This window comes from Luteibacter sp. Sphag1AF, assembly GCF_014192715.1.
GTDB lineage: Bacteria > Pseudomonadota > Gammaproteobacteria > Xanthomonadales > Rhodanobacteraceae > Luteibacter.
This window is the reverse complement of record NZ_JACHYH010000001.1, coordinates 459068-478474: the sequence shown is the minus strand read 5'-3', so window position 1 is coordinate 478474 and position 19407 is coordinate 459068. Positions and strand designations below refer to the sequence as shown.

Annotated in this window: 16 protein-coding genes; 6 read left to right on the top strand and 10 right to left on the bottom strand. The window is 63.1% G+C overall.

Going from position 1 to position 19407, the window contains the following annotated elements; translation table 11 throughout:
- Positions 1 to 64 precede the first annotated feature (64 nt).
- From FHW69_RS02185 to FHW69_RS02170, 4 genes are all read right to left on the bottom strand, one after another.
- Complete coding sequence (locus FHW69_RS02185) at positions 65 to 3013, bottom strand: glycosyltransferase family 1 protein (RefSeq protein WP_183421373.1); 2949 nt, start codon at positions 3011 to 3013, stop codon at positions 65 to 67.
- Entirely contained in the window at positions 3010 to 3234 is a 225-nt protein-coding gene (locus tag FHW69_RS02180) for a hypothetical protein (protein ID WP_183421372.1), read from the bottom strand. Before FHW69_RS02180 ends, FHW69_RS02185 begins: the two co-directional genes overlap by 4 nt.
- Entirely contained in the window at positions 3231 to 4421 is a 1191-nt protein-coding gene (locus tag FHW69_RS02175) for a glycosyltransferase (protein ID WP_183421371.1), read from the bottom strand. The genes FHW69_RS02180 and FHW69_RS02175 overlap by 4 nt, the downstream gene beginning before the upstream one ends.
- Positions 4422 to 4509: 88 nt before the next feature.
- On the bottom strand, positions 4510 to 6111 hold the full coding sequence (locus FHW69_RS02170; RefSeq protein ID WP_183421370.1) for an electron transfer flavoprotein-ubiquinone oxidoreductase: 1602 nt from the start codon (positions 6109 to 6111) through the stop codon (positions 4510 to 4512).
- 175 nt (positions 6112 to 6286) lie between these two features.
- Between FHW69_RS02170 and FHW69_RS02165 the strand changes: the two genes are divergently transcribed.
- Complete coding sequence (locus FHW69_RS02165; RefSeq protein WP_183421369.1) at positions 6287 to 7690, top strand: amidase; 1404 nt, start codon at positions 6287 to 6289, stop codon at positions 7688 to 7690.
- 53 nt (positions 7691 to 7743) lie between these two features.
- Positions 7744 to 8295: an alpha-ketoglutarate-dependent dioxygenase AlkB gene (locus FHW69_RS02160; RefSeq protein ID WP_343203949.1), complete on the top strand. Its 552-nt coding sequence runs from the start codon at positions 7744 to 7746 to the stop codon at positions 8293 to 8295.
- 40 nt (positions 8296 to 8335) lie between these two features.
- On the opposite strand, the gene FHW69_RS02155 is transcribed toward FHW69_RS02160, so the two are convergent.
- The 4 genes from FHW69_RS02155 to FHW69_RS02140 are packed head-to-tail and all read right to left on the bottom strand — an operon-like array spanning position 8336 to position 11845.
- On the bottom strand, positions 8336 to 8959 hold the full coding sequence (locus FHW69_RS02155; protein WP_183421368.1) for an ABC-type transport auxiliary lipoprotein family protein: 624 nt from the start codon (positions 8957 to 8959) through the stop codon (positions 8336 to 8338).
- A complete protein-coding gene (locus tag FHW69_RS02150; protein ID WP_183421367.1) occupies positions 8956 to 9894 on the bottom strand; it encodes an MlaD family protein in 939 nt (312 codons plus the stop codon). The genes FHW69_RS02155 and FHW69_RS02150 overlap by 4 nt, the downstream gene beginning before the upstream one ends.
- A 5-nt stretch (positions 9895 to 9899) precedes the next feature.
- On the bottom strand, positions 9900 to 10709 hold the full coding sequence (locus tag FHW69_RS02145) for an ABC transporter ATP-binding protein (protein WP_343203948.1): 810 nt from the start codon (positions 10707 to 10709) through the stop codon (positions 9900 to 9902).
- Entirely contained in the window at positions 10706 to 11845 is a 1140-nt protein-coding gene (locus FHW69_RS02140) for an ABC transporter permease (protein ID WP_183421366.1), read from the bottom strand. The genes FHW69_RS02145 and FHW69_RS02140 overlap by 4 nt, the downstream gene beginning before the upstream one ends.
- A gap of 141 nt (positions 11846 to 11986) precedes the next feature.
- Between FHW69_RS02140 and gcvT the strand changes: the two genes are divergently transcribed.
- Complete coding sequence (gene gcvT, locus FHW69_RS02135) at positions 11987 to 13096, top strand: glycine cleavage system aminomethyltransferase GcvT (protein ID WP_183421365.1); 1110 nt, start codon at positions 11987 to 11989, stop codon at positions 13094 to 13096.
- 63 nt (positions 13097 to 13159) lie between these two features.
- On the opposite strand, the gene FHW69_RS02130 is transcribed toward gcvT, so the two are convergent.
- The gene (locus FHW69_RS02130; protein WP_183421364.1) at positions 13160 to 14467 is read right to left on the bottom strand and encodes a DUF3103 family protein; all 1308 of its coding nucleotides are present in this window, start codon (positions 14465 to 14467) and stop codon (positions 13160 to 13162) included.
- Between the two features lie 368 nt (positions 14468 to 14835).
- Between FHW69_RS02130 and gcvH the strand changes: the two genes are divergently transcribed.
- The 3 genes from gcvH (at position 14836) to FHW69_RS02115 (ending at position 17678) form a co-directional block, all read left to right on the top strand.
- Entirely contained in the window at positions 14836 to 15234 is a 399-nt protein-coding gene (gene gcvH, locus FHW69_RS02125; protein ID WP_183421363.1) for a glycine cleavage system protein GcvH, read from the top strand.
- A 497-nt stretch (positions 15235 to 15731) separates the two neighbouring features.
- On the top strand, positions 15732 to 16373 hold the full coding sequence (metJ, locus tag FHW69_RS19175; protein ID WP_343203947.1) for a met regulon transcriptional regulator MetJ: 642 nt from the start codon (positions 15732 to 15734) through the stop codon (positions 16371 to 16373).
- A 267-nt stretch (positions 16374 to 16640) separates the two neighbouring features.
- Positions 16641 to 17678 carry an energy transducer TonB gene (locus FHW69_RS02115; RefSeq protein ID WP_183421361.1) on the top strand — a complete coding sequence of 346 codons (1038 nt, stop codon included), beginning with the start codon at positions 16641 to 16643 and terminating at the stop codon, positions 17676 to 17678.
- Positions 17679 to 17768: 90 nt separating this feature from the next.
- Here FHW69_RS02115 and FHW69_RS02110 read toward each other — a convergent pair whose 3' ends face one another.
- Positions 17769 to 19181 carry a serine hydrolase domain-containing protein gene (locus FHW69_RS02110; protein ID WP_183421360.1) on the bottom strand — a complete coding sequence of 471 codons (1413 nt, stop codon included), beginning with the start codon at positions 19179 to 19181 and terminating at the stop codon, positions 17769 to 17771.
- Positions 19182 to 19407 lie beyond the last annotated feature (226 nt).

Here is a 19407-nt window from a genome sequence, read left to right as displayed (position 1 = left end):
GTTCTTTGGCCGTTTTTGCGATGGAGGCGTGAAATTACGTCACATCAACCACGTATTTACTCAATTATAGCCAAGGATTTGTGGCGGTGGCGGAGGTACGCGACACTGCTTCAGCCAGCGTGCGGGCACTGGTGGACCAATCGACCAATGCGGGAAGTTCGCCTGATGAGGGGCGTTCCGTAAGCCACTGAGCCAGCAACGTGGCCAGCGCGCGGGGCTCGTCGTCCGTGAAATAGAAGGGATACGTCCCTGCAACTTCGCGAAAAATCGGAAGATCCCGAGCGATCACGGGGATGTTTTGCCGCGCCGCTTCAATGACAGGCAGACCAAAGCCTTCACCCAGCGAGGGGACCAGCAGCGCGGTGGAGCGCCGGTACACGGCCTCCAGGGTGGTGTCGGTGGCATTGCGCAACCAGAAGAGTCTGCGCCCGAGTTCACCATGGCGGCTGAGGCGGTCAGCCAGCTCCTGCACCATCCAGCCTTGCCGCCCCACGATTACCAGATTGACGTCAACGTCACGACGCCAGAGTTCTTCCAAAGCGTCCAGCGCGGGCACATGTCCCTTGCGCGGCTCGACGGTGCCGACCATCAGCAGTGTGGCGCGAGCGGTCAGCGCATCGTTGAGTGCACCTTCAGGCAAGTCGTCGCTGTGCCCGTTTGATTCAGGTGCATCCACGCCGAGCAGGAAATGGTCGACTTGCGGCGGCTGACCGAACTGCCATGGCGGTGTGGTTGTGTGCATCCATTGCGTCAGCTCCTGGGCGGTGGCCCGGGAAACGCAGTGGAGCGCGTCCGCTGTGGTGGTGATCGCTTCGAGCCACGCGAGAAACTGCTGTCGGGCAAAGGGGTGGAAGGTTTGCGGCAGCGAGACAGGCAGGATGTCGTGGACCACGAAGTGCATGCACACGCCCTGCCGTCGCCAGGCCCGAAGATGCGGCCGGGCAGCGGCCATGCTTTCGGCGGCCCAGTCCAGGCCAACGAAAACATCGTGAGAACGTGCACGTACCGGTGTGTCCGGCAGCGTACGGGCATCCTGGCCCAGCAGACTCATGGCGTAGCTGCGCGCATGCACATAACGGCCTTCGCGGAAAGCAACCGGCTCGATACGTACGTCGGCGGGCGGGTGTCGCAACCATTGCCGCAGGACGGAGCGCACCACGCGCTGGACACCCGTGCCAATGTCGTTCTGCGATATCTGCGTCACGTCGACCAGCCAGCGAACAGGCTGCATGCGGCGCGAAGCACCGACAAGGGCATCTGACACCTGTGCCAATTCGTCATCGCTGAGCGCGCTGGCCGCGTGCTCAGCGATGTAATGTTCTGCGGCCAATTGCCGCGGAAGGGCGAGCGTCGCGTAGCTGGCGGTCAGGCGCTCCATGACCGTGCTGGCGAAGTGGGGATTCACCGCATCGGCAGCATCCATGGCCATGACGTCAACGGCGTCGACGGCGAGCCACGCGAGCAAATCATCGCCACGGCCAGCGGTGGCCACGGCTGCAAAGCCACCGGATTCATAACGGATGGCAGTATGTGTGGGGGCATTGGCGGGGAACGGGCCCATCCACACAACAAAGCCGGGCCATCGGCGCAGCAGCGCCTGCACGGTAACGGCGCTGTCTGCGTCCACCATATAAAGAATTTCGCGTGCCCGGGCGAGCGCGTCGCCGTGCTGTTCCGCTGGATTCGATTCGCGGCCGCGCACGTCGATCAGATCGTGAGCAGGCAGGGCATCAAGCCATGCCGGAGTGGTCGCACCCTGCACGCACAAAAGCCGCACGGGTGCGGGGATGGGTGCTGTTTTGGCCTGACGTGCCGACGCAATCGCCTGAAGTGCCCTGGCCGCCACGCGTTGCCAGGTGAAGTGGCGTGCGCGCTGAAGTCCCGCCTTGCGCAACAATGAGGCGCGCTCGGGCGAGGTCAACACCTCGCGCATGGCAGTCGTCAGGGCGGAAGCGCTGCTGCCATCGAAGAGCGCGGCAGTGTTTCCGACGACCTCCGGAAGGCTGCTGGCGTCATTCACCAGAACCGGTGCGCCGCATGCCATCGCTTCCAGAGGTGGCAGGCCGAAGCCTTCGTTCTGTGACGGGAAGACGAACAGATCGCAGGCCTGATACAGCGCCACCAGTTCGTCGTCACTCACAAAGCCGGCGAATACCACGGCATCGTGCGGCAACCCGGCGCGGCGGATGCTCGCCTGAATGCGGTCACGTACTTCTGCACTCATGCCGCCCACCAGTACCAGCTGATGCCCTGCCGTGACGTCATGCGGAAATCCGGCGAACGCCTCAATCAGCACGCCGACGTTCTTGCGGATGTCGAAGCCACCGCTGTACATGACGAAGGAGCGTGTTATGCCATGGCGTGCCCGCACGCATTCGGCAACGTGCGCCTTGTCCTGCGGTGGCATGAATCGTTCATCGACGCCGGCGCCAATGGTCACGATGCGCGCGGGGTCGATGCCCATATGGCGGACGGCATCGTCGCGCACCCAGTCGGAAATGGCGAGCAGGAGGTCGCAACGGCGAAGTGTCGACAGGCGGCTTTCGTACCATTGCTTTGAACGCGGATGCCCCAGCGACGCCGGATCATGGAGTGGAATGAGATCGTAGAGCGTGGCTACCGTGAAGCTTCGCAACGACTCGTCGGGCATCACGGCATCATCGGCGAATCCTTCCACGACGCTGCCAAGCCAGATGATGTCGGCCTGGGCTTCATCCAGGGCATGGGCATAGACCCTCGCGGCGGCAATGCGACGTGCATCGTTGGCAGCCAGCGAGCTTCCCGTGTGGCGCATCGGGCCGACGACCAGGCGGCGACCGCTGGATGCGTGCGGCATCAGGCAAGTGATGGCCTCATCAAGTCCGGTATCAAGGGCGCCGTTGAATGCAAAGCATACTTCATGATCGTCATGCGCCAGCGCAGCAAATGCGCGTGAGAGTGCAAGGCAGTAACGACCAATGCCGCGATGGCGGCTGTCGGTCTGAATCCCCTGCATGTCGAGCAGGATCTTCATCGTGGCGTGTGGCCCCGGATGCGGTCGAACACCTGACGCGATTCAATCGACAGGTGCGCGGCGTCCACGTCGGGAACCGTCTGCGATGGGCTGCTCTGGCTGGCCGCGCGACGCAACGCCATGTCCAGACCGGGCAGTCGATAGATGGTGTTGACCAGTGCGCGTTTCAGCGACGGGTGGCGCGATACCCAGCGAACGATATGGCGAACCAGGCCGGTCACGCGTGGTCACCGGATAGCGCACGCTGAAGCGAGCGACGCGCACCCTCGACGGAAAAGTGTTCGCGCACGTTCTCCATGGCGGCGTCAGACAACTTCAGCCAGAGATCGGCGTCGGTATAGGCAGCAAGCACCGCGCTGGCGAAGTCGGCGGGCGCATCAGCAATCATGGCGTTTTCGCCGTGGACCAGATACATGCCCTCCGCTGCGATGCCGGTAGCCACCACAGGAAGGCCGTGGCTCATGGCCTGGTTCACCTTGCCCTTTACCCCGGCGCCGAAACGCAGTGGTGCGACCGAAAGCCGCACGTTTTCAAGCAGGGGCGTGAGATCAGGCACGCGTCCGTGAATCACCAGGCCATCGCGGCTCAGCGCCTGACGGGATGCATCGTCGATATCACCCACCACGTGCAACTGAATGTCGGGCTCGTGCTGGCGTAGTCGGGGAAGGATTTCCGAAGCGAACCAATGGACGGCATCAGCGTTGGGAGGGTGGCCAAATCCGCCGACAAACAGGAGATCCTTGCGCTGTTCGAAGGGCATGCCACGGTCGTGGATGTCGTGCACATTGCTCAGCAGAACCACGCGTGCATCGGGCAGTTCGCGTGCCAGGACGGCGCGCTCGTCATCACTGACCACCAGTGTGACGTCACTTCGATGGATGGCATGAAGCTCACGCGTACGTGACCGGGCTGCCTGCCGGGCCAGTGATCGACTGCCCGTAAGCGCAGCGGCGCGCCGCTCGCGCACAAAGTGCAGATCGACCGTGTCGAACAGAACGCGTGCGTGAGGCGCCAGTCGCCGCGTGATGTCCAGATACTGATCTGCCACTGGCAAGCGGCAAAGCATTACGGCCTGCAACTTCGGCCCATGGGCTGGCAGCCACGAGGCCAATGCCTCGCGGGAGATGCGTACGCCCATGGCCGCAAGGCGGACGGCATCGTCGCGGGTCGCCAGGCCGTCGTCGGGGAAGAAGTCGATGGTCCAGCCATCGGCGTGCAGCAGCGCGAAGATCTGGGTGAGGCGCATGGACCCGGAGTCACGCGTGGCGTCCGGCGTCATGCTGTCGACAATGAGAATGCGCCGGGGTGCTGTCTGTACCGGGGGCGCTGCCACGACAATGTCTGCCCACGATTGGGCAGACCCGTTGCCTGCGCGCGCCCTGCTGCGCTCCTGGAGCATTCGCTGCATGGTCCCCCGCCAGCCCCGGACAGCAATACTGCCTCCGAAGCGTCGGACGAGGTGAGTCAGGCGGCGAATTTTCCAGCCGATATCCATTTCAGAGATTCTGGTAATTCGGCCCGGAGCCACCTTCGGGCGTAACCCAGGTGATGATCTGGTATGGATCCTTGATGTCGCAGGTCTTGCAGTGCACGCAGTTGGCCGAGTTGATCTGCAGGCGCTTGCCGGCCTCGTCATCCACGATTTCATAGACGCCTGCGGGGCAGAAGCGCTGGCACGGGTTGCCGTATTCCACCGTGCATTTTTCGATGCAGATGTTCGTATCGGCGACCTTCAGGTGGATCGGCTGGTCTTCATCGTGCTCGGTCGCTGCGAAGTACACGCTGGCCAGACGATCGCGCGGCGCCAGGGTGCGGTCGACGTAGTCGCGCTTCGGCGTTTCGTAGTCGCCCAGTTTCTTCAGTGAGGACCAGTCGGCGTGGTTCTTCAGCGTCCAGGGCGATGCCCCGCCGGTTACCGTTTCCCACGCTGCATTGATCAGGCCGACCCACAAGCCCTTGTTGAAGCCCGGGCGGATGTTGCGCACCTTCTTCAATTCGCTCATCACAACCGAGCCGCGCAGTTTCGCATCCCAGCCAGCAGCACCCGCGGTCTGTGCAAAGTGTTCGGCGGCCAGCATGCCCGAGCGGATGGCCTGATGCGTGCCCTTGATCTTGGGCACGTTGACCAGTCCTGCCGAGTCGCCAATCAGGATCGCGCCGGGCATTTCCACCTTGGGCAATGACTGAAAGCCGCCTTCGACAATGGCGCGCGCGCCGGCCGAGACGATCGTTCCGCCATCCAGTAGTTCCTTGATCTTCGGGTGGTGCTTGAGCTGCTGGAATGCCTCGAACGGCGAGAAATTCGGGTCCGGGTAATCAAGGCCAGTGACAAAACCGACCGCTACGCGATCATTGTCCAGGTGATACAGGAAGCTGCCACCATAGGTGTCCGAGGCAAGCGGCCAGCCCAGCGTGTGCATGACTTTGCCCGGTTCAACGCGGCCGGGCGGCAGCTGCCACAGTTCCTTGATGCCGATGCCGTAGGTCTGCGGGTCGCTGTCCTTGTCCAGGCCAAACTTCTGGATCAGCTGCTTGCTGATGTGACCACGGCAGCCTTCGGCCAGCACGGTGATCTTTGCGCGAATGTCGATGCCTTCGGTGTAGCCGGGCTTGTGCGTGCCATCGCGCGCCACACCCATGTCGCCAATGCGTACGCCGGCGACGGCGCCGCTATCGTCAAACAGTGGTTCGGCGGCGGCGTAACCGGGAAACACGTCCACGCCGAGCGCTTCGGCCTGCGGAGCAAGCCACGCACACAGCGCGCCCAGGCTGACGATGAAATTGCCATGGTTGTGCATCTGCGGCGGCGTCGGCAGCTTCGTTGCCGAGGCGTGATCGCGCAGCATCCAGAACTCATCGTGCTTCACCGGCACGCAGACCGGTGGTGGATTCTTCTGCCAGTCCGGCAGTAGTGCGGTGAGCGGCTCCGGCTCGATCACCGCGCCAGACAGGATCTGCGCGCCGATGGTCGAGGCCTTCTCGATCACGCAGACGGTGGTTTCCGGCTGCAGCTGCTTCAGGCGGATGGCGAACGCAAGGCCAGCAGGCCCCGCTCCGACGACGATGACGTCGTATTCCATGGTTTCGCGTTCGCTCATGGCTGGCTCCCTCAAGGCTGGCTTTGGCGCGCGGTGAGACCACGCATGACCGCTCATTGTCCGGTTTACACCGTGCAGCGGCAATCATGCGTTTCAAACAGCCCGATTTGAGAACAGGGGCTTGCGAACTTTTCACATATACCTCCCATAATCGACCCAGCAAAAGGGAGATTTCATGAATACGATGCCACCTGTCGCCGATACTGAAATGCGCCGCGCCACGCTGTTGCGCATGCTGCACTGGCTGGCAAGCGGAAGGGTTCAGCCACAGGCCCTGTCCGACGTGTACCAGAACGCCATTGAGCGCCTTAACCCGAAAATCAACGCTTATGTGGATCTTCGCCCCAGCCTGACCCAGGAGCAGGCGCTCGCGGCAGACCGCCGCCGCCGGGATGGCGTGATCGGCCGGCTCGATGGTATTCCCATCGCCATCAAGGACAATTTCGACGTGGGCGGCTTGCCGACACGTGCCGGCATGCGTCGCCGTACCCGCATTGCAGAAGAGGACGCGCACGCGGTCGCGCGCCTTCGTGCATCCGGTGCGGTGTTGTTGGGCAAGACAAATATGGACGAAGGCGCGTTGGGCATGACGACCAACAACCCTCACTATGGCGCAACGCACAATCCGCATCGCATGGGTTACACAGCCGGCGGATCGTCCGGTGGCGCAGCGGCGGCGGTGGCCTCGGGCCTTGCGGCGGCCGCCATCGGATCGGATAGCCTCGGTTCCATCCGCATTCCTGCCAGCTATTGCGGCGTGTATGCACTGAAACCCACCCACGGTGAAATCTCTGCGCGCGGCTTGGTGCCCGCAGCGCGTCGTCTGGATGCAGTGGGCCTGCTGGCGCGTGGCGTCGATGATCTGACGGTGCTTTTGCAGACGCTGGCCGGTTACGACGCCGACGATGCCCGATCACGCCGCCGACGCGTGGCCTTCTCGCCGCCGGACTGGGAGCCGGGCAATCTGCGCGCTGGCTTCCTGCCCGATCTGGCCGCCATTGGCGTGGAACAGGACGTCATCGACGTCTTTGAGGCCGCTCTGGAAAAATTGCCGCGCGAGCTCGGCGAACGCCGCACGGTCGACTTCTCCGACTGGGATTTCGCCCGTACGCGCCGCGCAGGCTTGCTGCTGATGGAAGCGGAAATGCTCAACACCTTCCGCGAGGAGCTGGACGACGAGGCCTATCCGGTATCGCCGCAGTTCCGCCAGATGGTGGACTTTGCTGCCACCAAGAGTGCGGCTGAGTATGCTGCCGCGGATCTTGTGCTGGATGCGGCGACCCTGAAAATGCGGCGCCTGTTTGCTCAGGTGGACGTCCTGGTGCTGCCCACCACCTCGCAGGGGGCGTTCCCGCTGGATGGCCCCGTGCCTGCGTCGCAGGGCGATCTGTGCAGCTTCGCCAGCCTGGCGGGCTGTCCGGCTGTGAGCATCCCCATGGGCACGTTGCCCAACGGCATGCCAATCGGCATGCAATTGGTGGGCGCGCGCGGCTCGGATCTTCGCCTGCTCGAACTGGCAGCGGTTTGCGCGTCGTCGCTGGACGCCGAGCCGGAATATCCCGTGGAACCGGTCGGGTGAGCCTGTTCCCGGAGCCCGCGCAATGGCGGCGCGTCGATCTTCCGGGAGCGGACGTGACGATTCACCCCGGCTGGATGAATCCGGCCGGGGCTGATGATCTGCTGCACGAGCTTACGGCCAGCCTCCCCTGGGAGGTGCACCGCATCCGCATATTCGGGCGCATGGTGGACTCGCCGCGCCTCTCGGCATGGATTGGCGATGCGAACGCGACATATACCTATTCGGGCACGCGCTTTCCCGCCTTGCCATGGACGCCCGCGTTGGCGCTGCTACGGGACCGTGTCGCGGAGGCATGCGGGGCGCGCTTCAACAGCGTGCTGGCGAACCTCTATCGGGATGGCACCGATTCCATGGGGTGGCACAGCGACGACGAGCCTGAACTGGGTCCGCACCCCGTCATTGGCTCACTCACCCTGGGCGCGACGCGCACGTTCCGTTTTCGGGATCGCGCGACGGGCAAGCATACGATGGCGCTTGACCTGGAAAGCGGAAGCTTGCTGCGCATGGCCGGGCAAACCCAGTCGCTTTACCGGCACGACTTGCCCAGGCGCGCACGGGCGCATGGTCCCCGAATCAATCTGACGTTTCGACAGATTGATTCGTAGCGCGGGCCTGGCGTGCCTCGGGACTGGCAACCGTTGCGCGCTAGCGCCCTCCCTCAGGCGGTACGGTCGGATTCCGCTCAAACGTCCATGTCACGACCTGTCTGGCGAGCGAATCGGACGCCTGGCCAAATGCCGCCACCACGGCCGGTACTTCCTTGCCGTCCACTGGCTGGCGGACTTCAAAGGTGCGGCTGGCAAGGATGTGGTGTTGACGGGTGTCAGCCAGTGTGGCGTCGAAGCGGATCGTGACTTCCGGTTTGCCTGCCACGTACTCGGTCTGGAACGAACGCAGTGTGCCGCCCAGTTCAAAGTCGGCCTGCAGTTCGCTGTCGTCGGTGCTGAGTGCGGCGATGCGGCCGCTGTCGCGGAAGGCATCTGCAAGGCGGTCACGCAACAGATGGGTGACGTTGTCGCTCCAGCGGGCGCCGGCATAGACACTCAGCGTGTTGGCTTCAGGCACCACGGCGATGCGCGTGCTGTCCAGCGTGCGTGATGCGTTGGGTGTTGCAACGCGCAGCGACCAGCTTACCGGGTTGCCTCCGGCCGGTCGCGCACCCGGGCTGGCAGGCAACGTATATATAGAGGGCGATTCGGCTTTCGGAAGAATGGAACAGGCGGTGAGCACGCCCAGGCTCAGGAACGCGGCGAGGTGAGTGATCTTCACGGGGTGAACTCCTTGGTCTTCTCGCGTCCGAACAGGTAGCCGCTGGGATTCTCGTCGAGACGACGGGTGATGGATCGCAGCGAGTTGAGGCTGTTGCGAAGATCGCGAAGGGCAGGTCCCAGGTCGCCGAGGCTCTGGACGCCGCCGTTGATGGCATCGGTGTTGTCAGCAAGCAGGCGGTCGATGCTGGCGGTGGTGTGTTCCAGCGACGCCATGGCGCGCTGCGCACTTTGCAGCGTGGGCTTGCCCTGGTTTTCCAGCAGACCGTTGGCGTTGCGGACGAGTTTCTGCGTTTCTGCCAGTGTTTCGTTGGCCTGGCGGCTGGCGACGGCCAGTTGCTTGACGAGATCGCGGATGTCCTCGCGCTCGTCGGCAATGACGCCGGTGGTCTTGTCCAGGTGATCCAGTGTGCGTTCGATGCGGTGCACGTTGTCCGGTGACAGCAGATCATTCGCGCGGGCGGCCACCTGGTTGATGTTGGTGACCAGATCTTCGCCGTTGGTAAGCAGGCGGGTGAATGGGGACGGATCGGCCACGATCGTGGGCACCTCGCCATCATGTCCCACCAGCAACGGCGTTCCCGGTGTACCGCCACTCAACTGGATGAACGCCACGCCGGTAACTCCGGCGAGCGCGAGCTTGGCATGCGTGTCGCGGTGCAGTGGGGTATCACCGGACACGCGCACCCTGGCCAGCACGCGGCGTGGATCTTCCGGATCGAGCCGCAACTGCATGACGTCGCCGAGGCGGATGCCGTTGTATTGCACGGCACCGCCCTTGGACAGGCCGGTCACTGCCTCGTTGAACACAATGTCGTAGTAATTCCATTCCTGATCGGAGCGGGTCTTGGCGAGCCACACGCCGAAGCCCAGCCCCGCGATCACGACGAGGACGGTGAACAAGCCGATGAGGATGTGATGTGCGCGGGTTTCCATGACGATCAGTCCTTCCGTCCGGCGTGGGCGGATTGCAGGGCGGCGCGACCGCGCGGCCCGTGAAAATAAGCCTGCACCCACGGATCGTCCGTGGCTGCCACTTCGTCGATGGGCGCGGCGGCCAGTACGCGGTGCTGCGAAAGCACGGCAACGCGGTCGCACGTTGTATATAAGGTGTCCAGATCGTGGGTGACGAGAAACACCGTAAGCCCCAGCGCGTTTTGCAGCGTGACGATCAGGCTGTCGAAGGCTGCCGCGCTGATCGGATCGAGTCCGGCCGTGGGTTCGTCCAGGAACAGGATTTCCGGGTCCAGCGCCAGCGACCTCGCGAGCGCCGCGCGCTTGATCATGCCGCCGGACAACTGCGAGGGGTACTTGCCCGCCGCGTCGATGGGCAGGCCTGCCAGCGCGAGCTTCACGCCTGCCAGGCGTTCTGCATCCGGACGGGGAAGGCCCGCATGCTCGATCAGTGGCAGCGCCACGTTCTCGGCAACCGTCAACGACGAAAAAAGCGCGCCACTTTGAAACAGCACACCAAAGCGACGCTCGACCATGGAGCGTCGTTCCGCTGGCAGTGCGAGAAGATCTTCGCCGAAGACACGCACGGAACCTGATTCCGGCCGCACCAGACCGATGATGGTTCTGAGCAGCACCGATTTGCCGGTGCCCGAGCCGCCCACCACGCCGAGGATTTCGCCGCGGTAAACGTCCAGGTTCAGGTGGTCGTGAACCAGTTGCGTGCCGAAGCGGTTCACCAGATCGCGCACCTCGATCACCGGCTGCCGGGCGGCTTCAGTGGCGTGGATGGCGTTCACCAGCCCATCTCCATATAGAAGAGGGCGGCCGTTGCATCCATCAGGATCACCACGAAGATGGACTGAACGACGGCGGAGGTGGTGTGCTCGCCCACCGACTGGGCGCTGCCGCTTACCTTGAAACCTTCCATGCAACCGATAACACCGATGAGAAAGGCGAACACGGGCGCCTTGGCCATGCCGACGAGGAACTGGGTGACCGACATGTCATCGCGGAACATGGAGATGAACATCGACAGCGACATCTTCAACACGCTCAGGCAGACCACGGCACCACCCACGATGCCGGTGAGCATGGCGATGAAGGTAAGCAGGGGCAGGGCGATCAGAAGCGCCAGTACGCGGGGAAGCACCAGCAATTCGATGGGATCCAGGCCGAGTGTGCGAATGGCGTCGATTTCCTCACGGGCTTTCATGGAGCCGATCTGGGCCGTGAACGCGCTGGCCGTCCGGCCGGCCAGAAGGATGGCCGTCAAAAGCACACCGAACTCCCGCAGGAACGCGAAGCCGATGAGATCGACCACAAACACGCTGGCGCCATAGGTGGCCAGTGCCGTGGCGCCCAGAAACGCCACCACGGCTCCCACCATGAATGAGAGCAGCGAAAGGATGGGCACAGCATCCAGCCCGGTCTGTTCAATGTGGGAGACCAGCGCGGTAACCCGCCAGCGTCGCGGACGCCAGATGGTGGCGGCGATGGCCTGGAGCACCATGCCGATGAAGCCGAGCAGCTTGAGCGTCTGCTTCCATGACGACACCACGGCCTGACCGATGCGCTCCAGAAGAATGGAGGCGGTCGAGCGTCGCTCCCGGGGGAGGGGCTGGCAGTAAGTGTTCATCGCGTCGGCCACGGTCTTCAGCAGTGCGCGACGGGGTGCGGGGATCGAGACGTCCAGCGCCAGCTCCTGTGCCCGAGCGCTGCCCAGCCACTGGGCGATGACCATGGCGCCTGAGGTATCCAGTGCGCCGAGGTTTTTCGCGTCGATGACGGTGTTGGTGTCCACATCCTTTGAGACGGTGGCCATGAGGTGCTGCAACTGGACGTAGTGGGGCAGCGTCCAGTCGCCGGAGATCATCAGGCGGGACGCTTGCGCGTCGCGGACTACCTGGGCTCGTCCTGGTGGCGATTCGGTCATGCCAGAAGGCTAGCAGGACTTTAAGTCAGCGGCGAAGCCAATCACGGACGCCTGGACGGCCTTTGCTGCGAGCGCGCTTGGATTGCCGGCAGGAGCGTCCGATAATGCGAGGCTGCCCGCTCCCCCTTTCAAGGTAAAGCCATGACCGACAAGACTGTTCTCAACGCCACCCACCGCGAGCTTGGCGCGCGCATGGTCGACTTCGGCGGCTGGGACATGCCCATCAGCTACGGTTCGCAGATCGACGAACACCACGCGGTGCGCAACGACGCCGGCATGTTTGACGTGTCGCACATGACGGTGGTTGACCTCACGGGCGAGCGTACCCGCGACTTCCTGCGCCACCTGGTGGCCAACAACGTCGACAAGCTGACCAAGTCGGGCAAGGCGCTTTACACGTGCATGCTGAACGAGGAAGGCGGCGTCATCGACGACCTCATCATCTATTTCCTGCGTGAAGACTTCTTCCGGCTGGTGGTCAACGCTGCCACGCGCGTGAAGGATCTGGCGTGGATCGAAAAGCAGGCAGTCGCTTTTGGCGTCAGTGTTCGCGAGCGTCCGGAATTCAGCATGATCGCCGTGCAGGGCCCGAATGCACGCGAGAAGGTGCTGGGCCTGCTGCCCGAAGACACCCGCGAGCTCGCAGGCAAGCTTGGCAAGTTCGCGGCACTTGAGGGCGAAGGTCCGGATGGCATGCCGCTGTTCATTGCCCGCACCGGCTACACGGGTGAAGACGGTTTCGAAATCGTCGTGCCCGAGTCCCGCGCTGTTGAGCTGTGGAAAGCCCTGCACGCGGCAGGCGTCGCACCGGCAGGTCTGGGCGCACGTGACACCCTTCGTCTGGAAGCTGGCATGAATCTGTACGGTCAGGACATGGACGAGACGGTCTCGCCGTGGGAAGCCGCGCTGGCCTGGACGGTCTCGCTGGACGAAGGTCGTGACTTCATCGGCCGCGCCGCGCTGGAATCGCAGAAGGCCGCTGGCGTTCCCCGTGTGATGGTTGGCCTGGTGCTGGACGAGAAGGGTGTGCTGCGTCACGGCCAGAAGGTGCTGACTGCGCAGGGTGAAGGCGAAATCCTTTCCGGTACGTTTGCGCCCACGCTCAACCGTGCGGTCGCGTTCGCGCGCATCCCGGCGGGCGAGCCGGGTGATGTCCGCGTGGATATCCGTGGCCGCGAAGTGCCGGTGCGCCTCGTGAAGTTCCCGTTCGTGCGTGACGGCAAGCCCCAGCCCGGCATCGCCGACGCCTGATCTGGCACGTTTGCGCCTTTAGAGAAGGGGCCGTCATCGACGGCCCCTTTTTTGGCCTGTGTATCAGTTGGCCTCGTAATCAAATGTGGCCACGCCGTTGGGGCCACCGGTTTCCTTCAGGACGACCGAGCCGGGCAGGTTGTTGTAGGTCTTGTAGCGCCGCACGTTATAGAACGTGTCGACATAATCGGTCGTCGGGCCAAACAGGCCGGTGGGCAGCGATTCGATGATCTTGTCGGCAATCGCGCCGATGGGTGCGAACGGTGCCGTGATCGGGTTGAGCACCAGACCCGCCGTCACCGACTTGGCCAGCGCCTGGGCAAAGTCCTTGAAGTTGAGGTTGCCGTCGTCCTCCATCAGCTGGATGTTCACGGCATCCAGCGCGAAGTTGGACCAGTACACAATGGGCATGTTCGGCTGGTACACCGTCTTGTCGTGTTGCAGCCACGGCAGGTTGACCGGCATGACCTCCGCCCCGTCCACGTTCTTGTTGATGCCCGACACCAGCGCGAAGATTTCAGCCGGGCCTTTCGAGGCGGGCTCGTGATCCTTCTGGAGACGGATCTTCCTCAGGATCGTGAGATCGCTGTTGCGCGGGTCAGTGGTGCTGGCAGCGCGTGCCGTCGTGCGGCGCGCAGGGGCCGCATGGGACAGGCCGTTGGCACGAAGGATGTCGGTCATGACCTCCATGCCCGCGCGCACCGTTTCCTTGCCGTTGATGTCCACGATCAGGAGCGGTGCGGTGATGTCGGCGTTGGCGTTGAGATATGTCTCATTGCCGTAGGTATCGTAGGCGGCGTATTCCGTCTGGTCGTCCACGTGGCCGTGGGGTGCGGCGGCAACGGGCAGCCCGGCGATGCTCGGTATGCCGTTCACGCCGTCCGGAATGTGCAGGCGAATTTCAAAGGCGCCCGGCAGCACGTCTGCCAGTCCTTTGCGCTCAAGCATCAACTTGTCCAGTGCGCGCAGTTCGGTGGCGATTGCATTACCGCCGCGGATGCCGCCGGTGCTGACAGGGCCATTGCCCCCCTGAAAGCCGCCAGCACTGTTGCCGCCATGTAAGCCGCCGGTACCGGCAGCAGTGTTACCTCCATGGACGGCTCCCATCTCGCCGTTCCCGAACCCGCCGTGGCGTTCTTCGTACAGCGACAGCACTTCGTGCAGCTGCACGGGACCGGAGGCCAGGCGCTCGCGGAAGGCCTGCTGGAAGTCCGGATCTTTCATAAGAACGGCGAGTGATTTGGCGATCTCGCGGCCGGTCACCGAGGCGGGCGAGTTGTCCAGGTGGGTCGACTCGGCTGCAAACGCTGCGGGCGAGAGAACGAGGGAAAGTGCCGCTGCGAGAAGCGAGCGACGGAGGGTTTTGTTCATGGGTCATTCCTTGGCCGATGAGGTGGGCGCACTTAAGGGGAGGCGCTGTGACGCCACTGCGGATGTAGGTTGTAGTGGCGGTCGTAAGGTTATGCGCGCAGACCGTGGGTATCTGTCCGGGATGTCTGCGGACCTGCCGCTTCACGGATGACGTTGACGTAGTCGTCCACTGGTAACGGTGCCCGGGGAGGGACTGCCCGAGCGGAGGGCAATGGACCAGGGTGGCTTGTCGTCTCCCTCACGAGGGCACTTTTGACGCAGGTGGCCTCTCTCAAAGGCGCATGCACTTTCGATCTTCGCCCGCTCCAGTACACTACGCGCCATAATTGGATTCACCCACACAAAACACCACACCCCTGGAGACCCCCATGAGTGAGATTCCCGGCGAGCTGAAATTTCTGAAATCCCATGAGTGGGTCCGCATCGAAGACGATGGCAAGACCGTCACCGTGGGTATCTCCGACCACGCGCAAGAGCTGCTCGGCGATCTTGTCTACGTTGAGTTGCCGGAAATGGGCTCTGACGTTAAAGCTGGCGCTGGCATCGCGGTGGTTGAGTCGGTGAAGGCTGCGTCCGATATCTACGCACCGGTCTCCGGCACGATCGTCGGTATCAACGAGATGCTGAACGACAAGCCGGAAACCATCAACGAAGATGCGTGGGGCGCCGGCTGGATCTACAAGATCGAAATGAGCGACAAGGTGGAGCTCGATGATCTTCTCGATGCCGACGCATATGCCGAGTTGCTCGAAAGCGAAGATCACTGATTCATTTTGAAGTACGAACACCCGATGCCGGTCGTTCGCGACCGGCATCTTTTTTTGCCCACGCGCCGACCGGCATCTGTCGCTTCGATGACCTTCAGGGGCGTTTGGGGTGGTCTGAAAGGGTGGCTCGGAGAAATTTTTTTTCGCCCCAGTCGACTACCGTTCATGCCCGCAACGCGCCCCTCGCGGGTGCCTTCGCGCCCGTGTTGGCGGCGATGCGCAAACGCATGTGCGGCAAACAGGCTTTTTCGCCGCGTGTTCAGAAATAGCTTTATTTAAGGTGTTTGCTGCATCAGTGGCGGTGAGTTGCTGTTGATTCTTTAGACATCCAAATGATTATCGAGGTGTCGTTGATACCTCAGGCAGCGCCCTTGAAGGTAATGAGGACGCGCATTAAACCGCCCGCAAGGCCTTCATTTCATGGCCAAAATTTATTGACAGCGGGTATGTTCAGGAATAGCTTTTGCGTCAATTGACGGGGAACGGGTGATATGGGAATGGGAAAATTCATCAGGCCGTATGTCGAGCACGGTTCTAAAGCGGGAGCGGTACGCAAGATCACTGTCTCGATTCCGCTTCACGTGTTGCGTCTGCTTTCCGATGAACGCACTCGCCGCCAGGTGAACAATTTGAGGCACGCTACGAACAGCGATCTGCTGGTCGAAGCGTTCCTCCACGCTTTTACTGGGCAACCACTGCCAACTGATGAGGAGCTGAGAAGAACTATGGCCACAATTAAGAAAGTTGCTGTCAAGAAAGCCGCGGCCAAGAAGGCCACCCGCAAGACTGCGGTGAAGAAGGCCGCCACGAAGAAGGTCGCCGCAAAGAAGGCAACGACCCGTAAGCCGGTCGCCAAGAAGGCAGCCGGTACCGGTGCCCGCAAAGCCACTGCCAAGAAGACCGTAGCCCGCAAGTCGCCGGTCAAGAAGGCCGCCGCGAAGAAGGCTGCTGTAAAGAAGGTTGCCCGCAAGGCACCCGTGAAGAAGGTTGCAGCCAAGAAGGCTGTGAAGAAGGCCGTCAAGAAGGCTGCCACCCGCAAGGTCACGGCCCGCAAGGCTGCTCCGCGCAAGGCTGCTACCAAGAAGGTCGCCGCCGCCAAGGTTGTTCGCGCTACCAAGACCGCCAAGGTCAAGAAGTAAGCGTCACCCATATAAGAAAAGCTGTCGTTTCGAATTATCTCCCTGCGGTGCCCAGCGCGGGGAGACACTCGAAGACTTGACCCCGGCCCCGGCCGGGGTTCTTCGTTTATGGGGCAGGTGATCCGAAAAGCTCCTAGTCCCCATCGCTGGACCCGTAGGCATATTGCAGTTACCTTTCCATGACATCGCGCTGCGGAAGACGGGGGGTCTGCCGCTTCAAGCCATCAGGGGGCGCGCGTATCGAAGAATCTTCTGTAGCGAGCGATCATGCCAACCCAAACCCGTATTCCGGCACGCGCGAGCGTGCGCGGGGCCGTCAGTCCCGTTGTTCTGGCGGTGCTAGCCATCGTTGTGGCGCTCTCCGTCGCTGCCTGGTTCCTGATCGTCAAGCCGTATCGCGATGCGACGCAGGCGGTTACTCCCGTCGGCGCATCGGCACCGGCCGCAGGCTCGGAGAAAGCGGCGGCTCCCATCGCCAACGTGGAATCGCTCAGCGTGGACCAGCTTCTGGCCGAAGCCCGCAAGGCGATGAACGAGCAGCGCCTCGTCGCGCCGGCTGGCAACAACGCTTTCGAGTTCTACATGAAGGTGCTGGAGAAGCAGCCAGGTCACCCGGTGGCAGCGGATGCCCTGCGTGAAACCTTTCCCTTCGGCGCCACCGCGGCGGAGCAGACGATCAACCAGCGTGACTTCCCTGAAGCTCAGCGCGAGATTGACCTGCTGGCCAAGGCCGATCCGGAAAATTACACGCTGACCATTCTTCGCTCGAAGCTCGATGCCCAGCGCAAGACGCTGGACCGTGAGCAGCAGGCAGCAGTGGACCAGCAGAAGCAGCAGCAACTGGTTGCGCAGAATGCCGCAGCGGCAGCCAGGCAGCAGGCCGCTGATCAGCTGGCAGAAACCCAGCGTCAGCAGGCAGCGCATGAGCAGGCGGCGCGTCTGGCTGCACAGCAGCAGGCATCGGCTGCGGTGACGGCACCGGCTGCCAAGCCGGTAGCAGCGCGCCCCGCGGCGGCGCCTGATTCCGATGCCATCAGTGACGCGGTGCTTACCAAGCAGATTCGCCCTCGCTACCCGACGGCAGCCATGCGTTCCAACCAGGAAGGCTGGGTGGACGTCGAGCTGACCGTGGACACGCAGGGTGCGGTGTCGAATGTGACGGTGGTGGACTCGCAGCCCAAGCACGTGTTTGATCGCGCGGCGCTGGATGCGGTGGGGCGTTGGGAGTTCAAGCCTGCGATGCGCAACGGCGAGCCCATGCCGGTGACGTTGCGGCGACGGATTCTGTTCAACCTGGGACGGTAAGGCCGTCGCAGAAGGAAGGCGCCCCCGTCGGGCGCCTTCTTTTTGAGTGTCTGGCAGGTGCCTTGTCGCGAGCTTGCCTGCGAGCTCAACTCACGGCGTCGCTGGTGTGGTTTTCTTCTTCTTGGCAGGTGTCTTTGCTTTTGCCGGAGCTTTGGCGGGCGTCTTTGCGGCTGCCTTGGCCGGGGCGGCTTTCTTCGATTTGGTGGCGGCAGGCTTCGCGGCAGCCTTGCTGCCCTTTGCCGCCTTAACCGGTGCGGCATGCACTGCGGGCGCCGCGCTTTCCACGCCAGCCCAGTCCACATGCGGAAGATCGAGCATGCTGTCGAAAACCATGGGCATCAGGCCGGCCGGCATCGGGCTGGCGGCATTCCACATCGTGACCACGCCCGCGTGGTACTTCGGGAAGAAGCCGATCATGGTGCGATAGCCGGACACGGCGCCTGCGTGATAGATCAGGGTTTCGTTGTCGTACTTGAACACGCGCCAGCCGAGCGCGTAGTGCGCGTCGGTAACGCGCGCACGACGCCAGGGCAGTGACCGCTCTTCGGACGGCGTGGCCACCTCAGGAGCGTGCAGGACGTCCAGTGAGGGCGTTGGCAGCACGTCGGGGCGTGCACCCATCTGCGCCATCAGCCACTGCTCCATGTCGCGCAGGCTGGCGTTGACGCCCGCCGCAGGAGCGACGCGGTAGTAGCTGTCGTTGGGCTCGTAGGGAATCCAGTTGTGCGGGCCGCCGCGATGCGGGCGTGCCCAGCTCTTGCTGGCTTCCAGTGCGTCGCGTCCGTAGCTGGCCGTGGTCATGCCCAGCGGCTGGAAGATGCGGCGCTCCACCTGGCGGAAGAAATAATCGCCCGTGGTGGCGTAGATCACATCGCCAATCATGCTGAAGGCGACGTTCTGATATCCGTAGCACTGGCCCACGTTGCAGGACAGGTCCACCTCATCGAGCTTGCGCACCAATTCTTCGTACGGGGCATCCGCTTCCAGCATCGCGTCGTACGTGTTGCGCGGCAGGCCAAGGCGCTGGCCCAGGATGTCGCGCACGGTGGCTTGCTGGGCCGCCTGCATGTCCTTGAGCTTGAAGTACGGAATGGTGTCGATGAGCTTGGTATCCCAGCTCAGCGCACCGGTACGCACCAGCACCGCGGTGACACCGGTGGCGAATGCCTTGGACAGCGAAGCGAGGCGGAAGACCGTTTCGGGCGTGGCCGGTTCGCGGGTTTTTGCGTTCGCATAGCCGATGGCGCGTTCATAAACCACTTTGTCATCGACGATCACGGCTGTGACCAGGGCAGGCGCACCATCGCGCGCCTCCACCTCGTCGAGCCATCGCTTGTAGTTCTCGATGGTGGCGCGCACGCGTTCCGGAGGAAGGTGCTGCGCTTGCGGATCTGCGTGAACGACCGGAGGCTTCGCCGGCGGAGGAGCAACGGGCGGCGCTGGCGAAGCGGCGAGCGCACAGGGGAAAGCAATGGCAAGCAGGGAAGTAAAACGAAACGACATGCTGTTCTCGCGGCACGGTGGCGTGGGGGCACGCCGCGGTAGGGAATCCGGGTGACCCGTGATCGTACTGCTGATCGTGGTCCCGGCCATTGTCTTTTACTTCGTCATTACCCACAACGCGCTGAACCGGGCATTTTCACGCACGGGGCGAGTGCCTTTGCGTGCGTGCGCGTGTGCGGGTGCAGCATGCTAGGCTTTGCGCGCCATGCGCCTTCCTTATCTACCG

Coding starts and splice junctions, on each gene's coding strand:
- FHW69_RS02185 (WP_183421373.1), bottom strand. CDS start 3,013: ATGAAGATCCTGCTCGACATGCAGGGGATTCAGACCGACAGCCGCCAT.
- FHW69_RS02175 (WP_183421371.1), bottom strand. CDS start 4,421: ATGCAGCGAATGCTCCAGGAGCGCAGCAGGGCGCGCGCAGGCAACGGG.
- FHW69_RS02170 (WP_183421370.1), bottom strand. CDS start 6,111: ATGAGCGAACGCGAAACCATGGAATACGACGTCATCGTCGTCGGAGCG.
- FHW69_RS02165 (WP_183421369.1), top strand. CDS start 6,287: ATGAATACGATGCCACCTGTCGCCGATACTGAAATGCGCCGCGCCACG.
- FHW69_RS02150 (WP_183421367.1), bottom strand. CDS start 9,894: ATGGAAACCCGCGCACATCACATCCTCATCGGCTTGTTCACCGTCCTC.
- FHW69_RS02140 (WP_183421366.1), bottom strand. CDS start 11,845: ATGACCGAATCGCCACCAGGACGAGCCCAGGTAGTCCGCGACGCGCAA.
- gcvT (WP_183421365.1), top strand. CDS start 11,987: ATGACCGACAAGACTGTTCTCAACGCCACCCACCGCGAGCTTGGCGCG.
- FHW69_RS02130 (WP_183421364.1), bottom strand. CDS start 14,467: ATGAACAAAACCCTCCGTCGCTCGCTTCTCGCAGCGGCACTTTCCCTC.
- gcvH (WP_183421363.1), top strand. CDS start 14,836: ATGAGTGAGATTCCCGGCGAGCTGAAATTTCTGAAATCCCATGAGTGG.
- metJ (WP_343203947.1), top strand. CDS start 15,732: ATGGGAAAATTCATCAGGCCGTATGTCGAGCACGGTTCTAAAGCGGGA.
- FHW69_RS02115 (WP_183421361.1), top strand. CDS start 16,641: ATGCCAACCCAAACCCGTATTCCGGCACGCGCGAGCGTGCGCGGGGCC.
- FHW69_RS02110 (WP_183421360.1), bottom strand. CDS start 19,181: ATGTCGTTTCGTTTTACTTCCCTGCTTGCCATTGCTTTCCCCTGTGCG.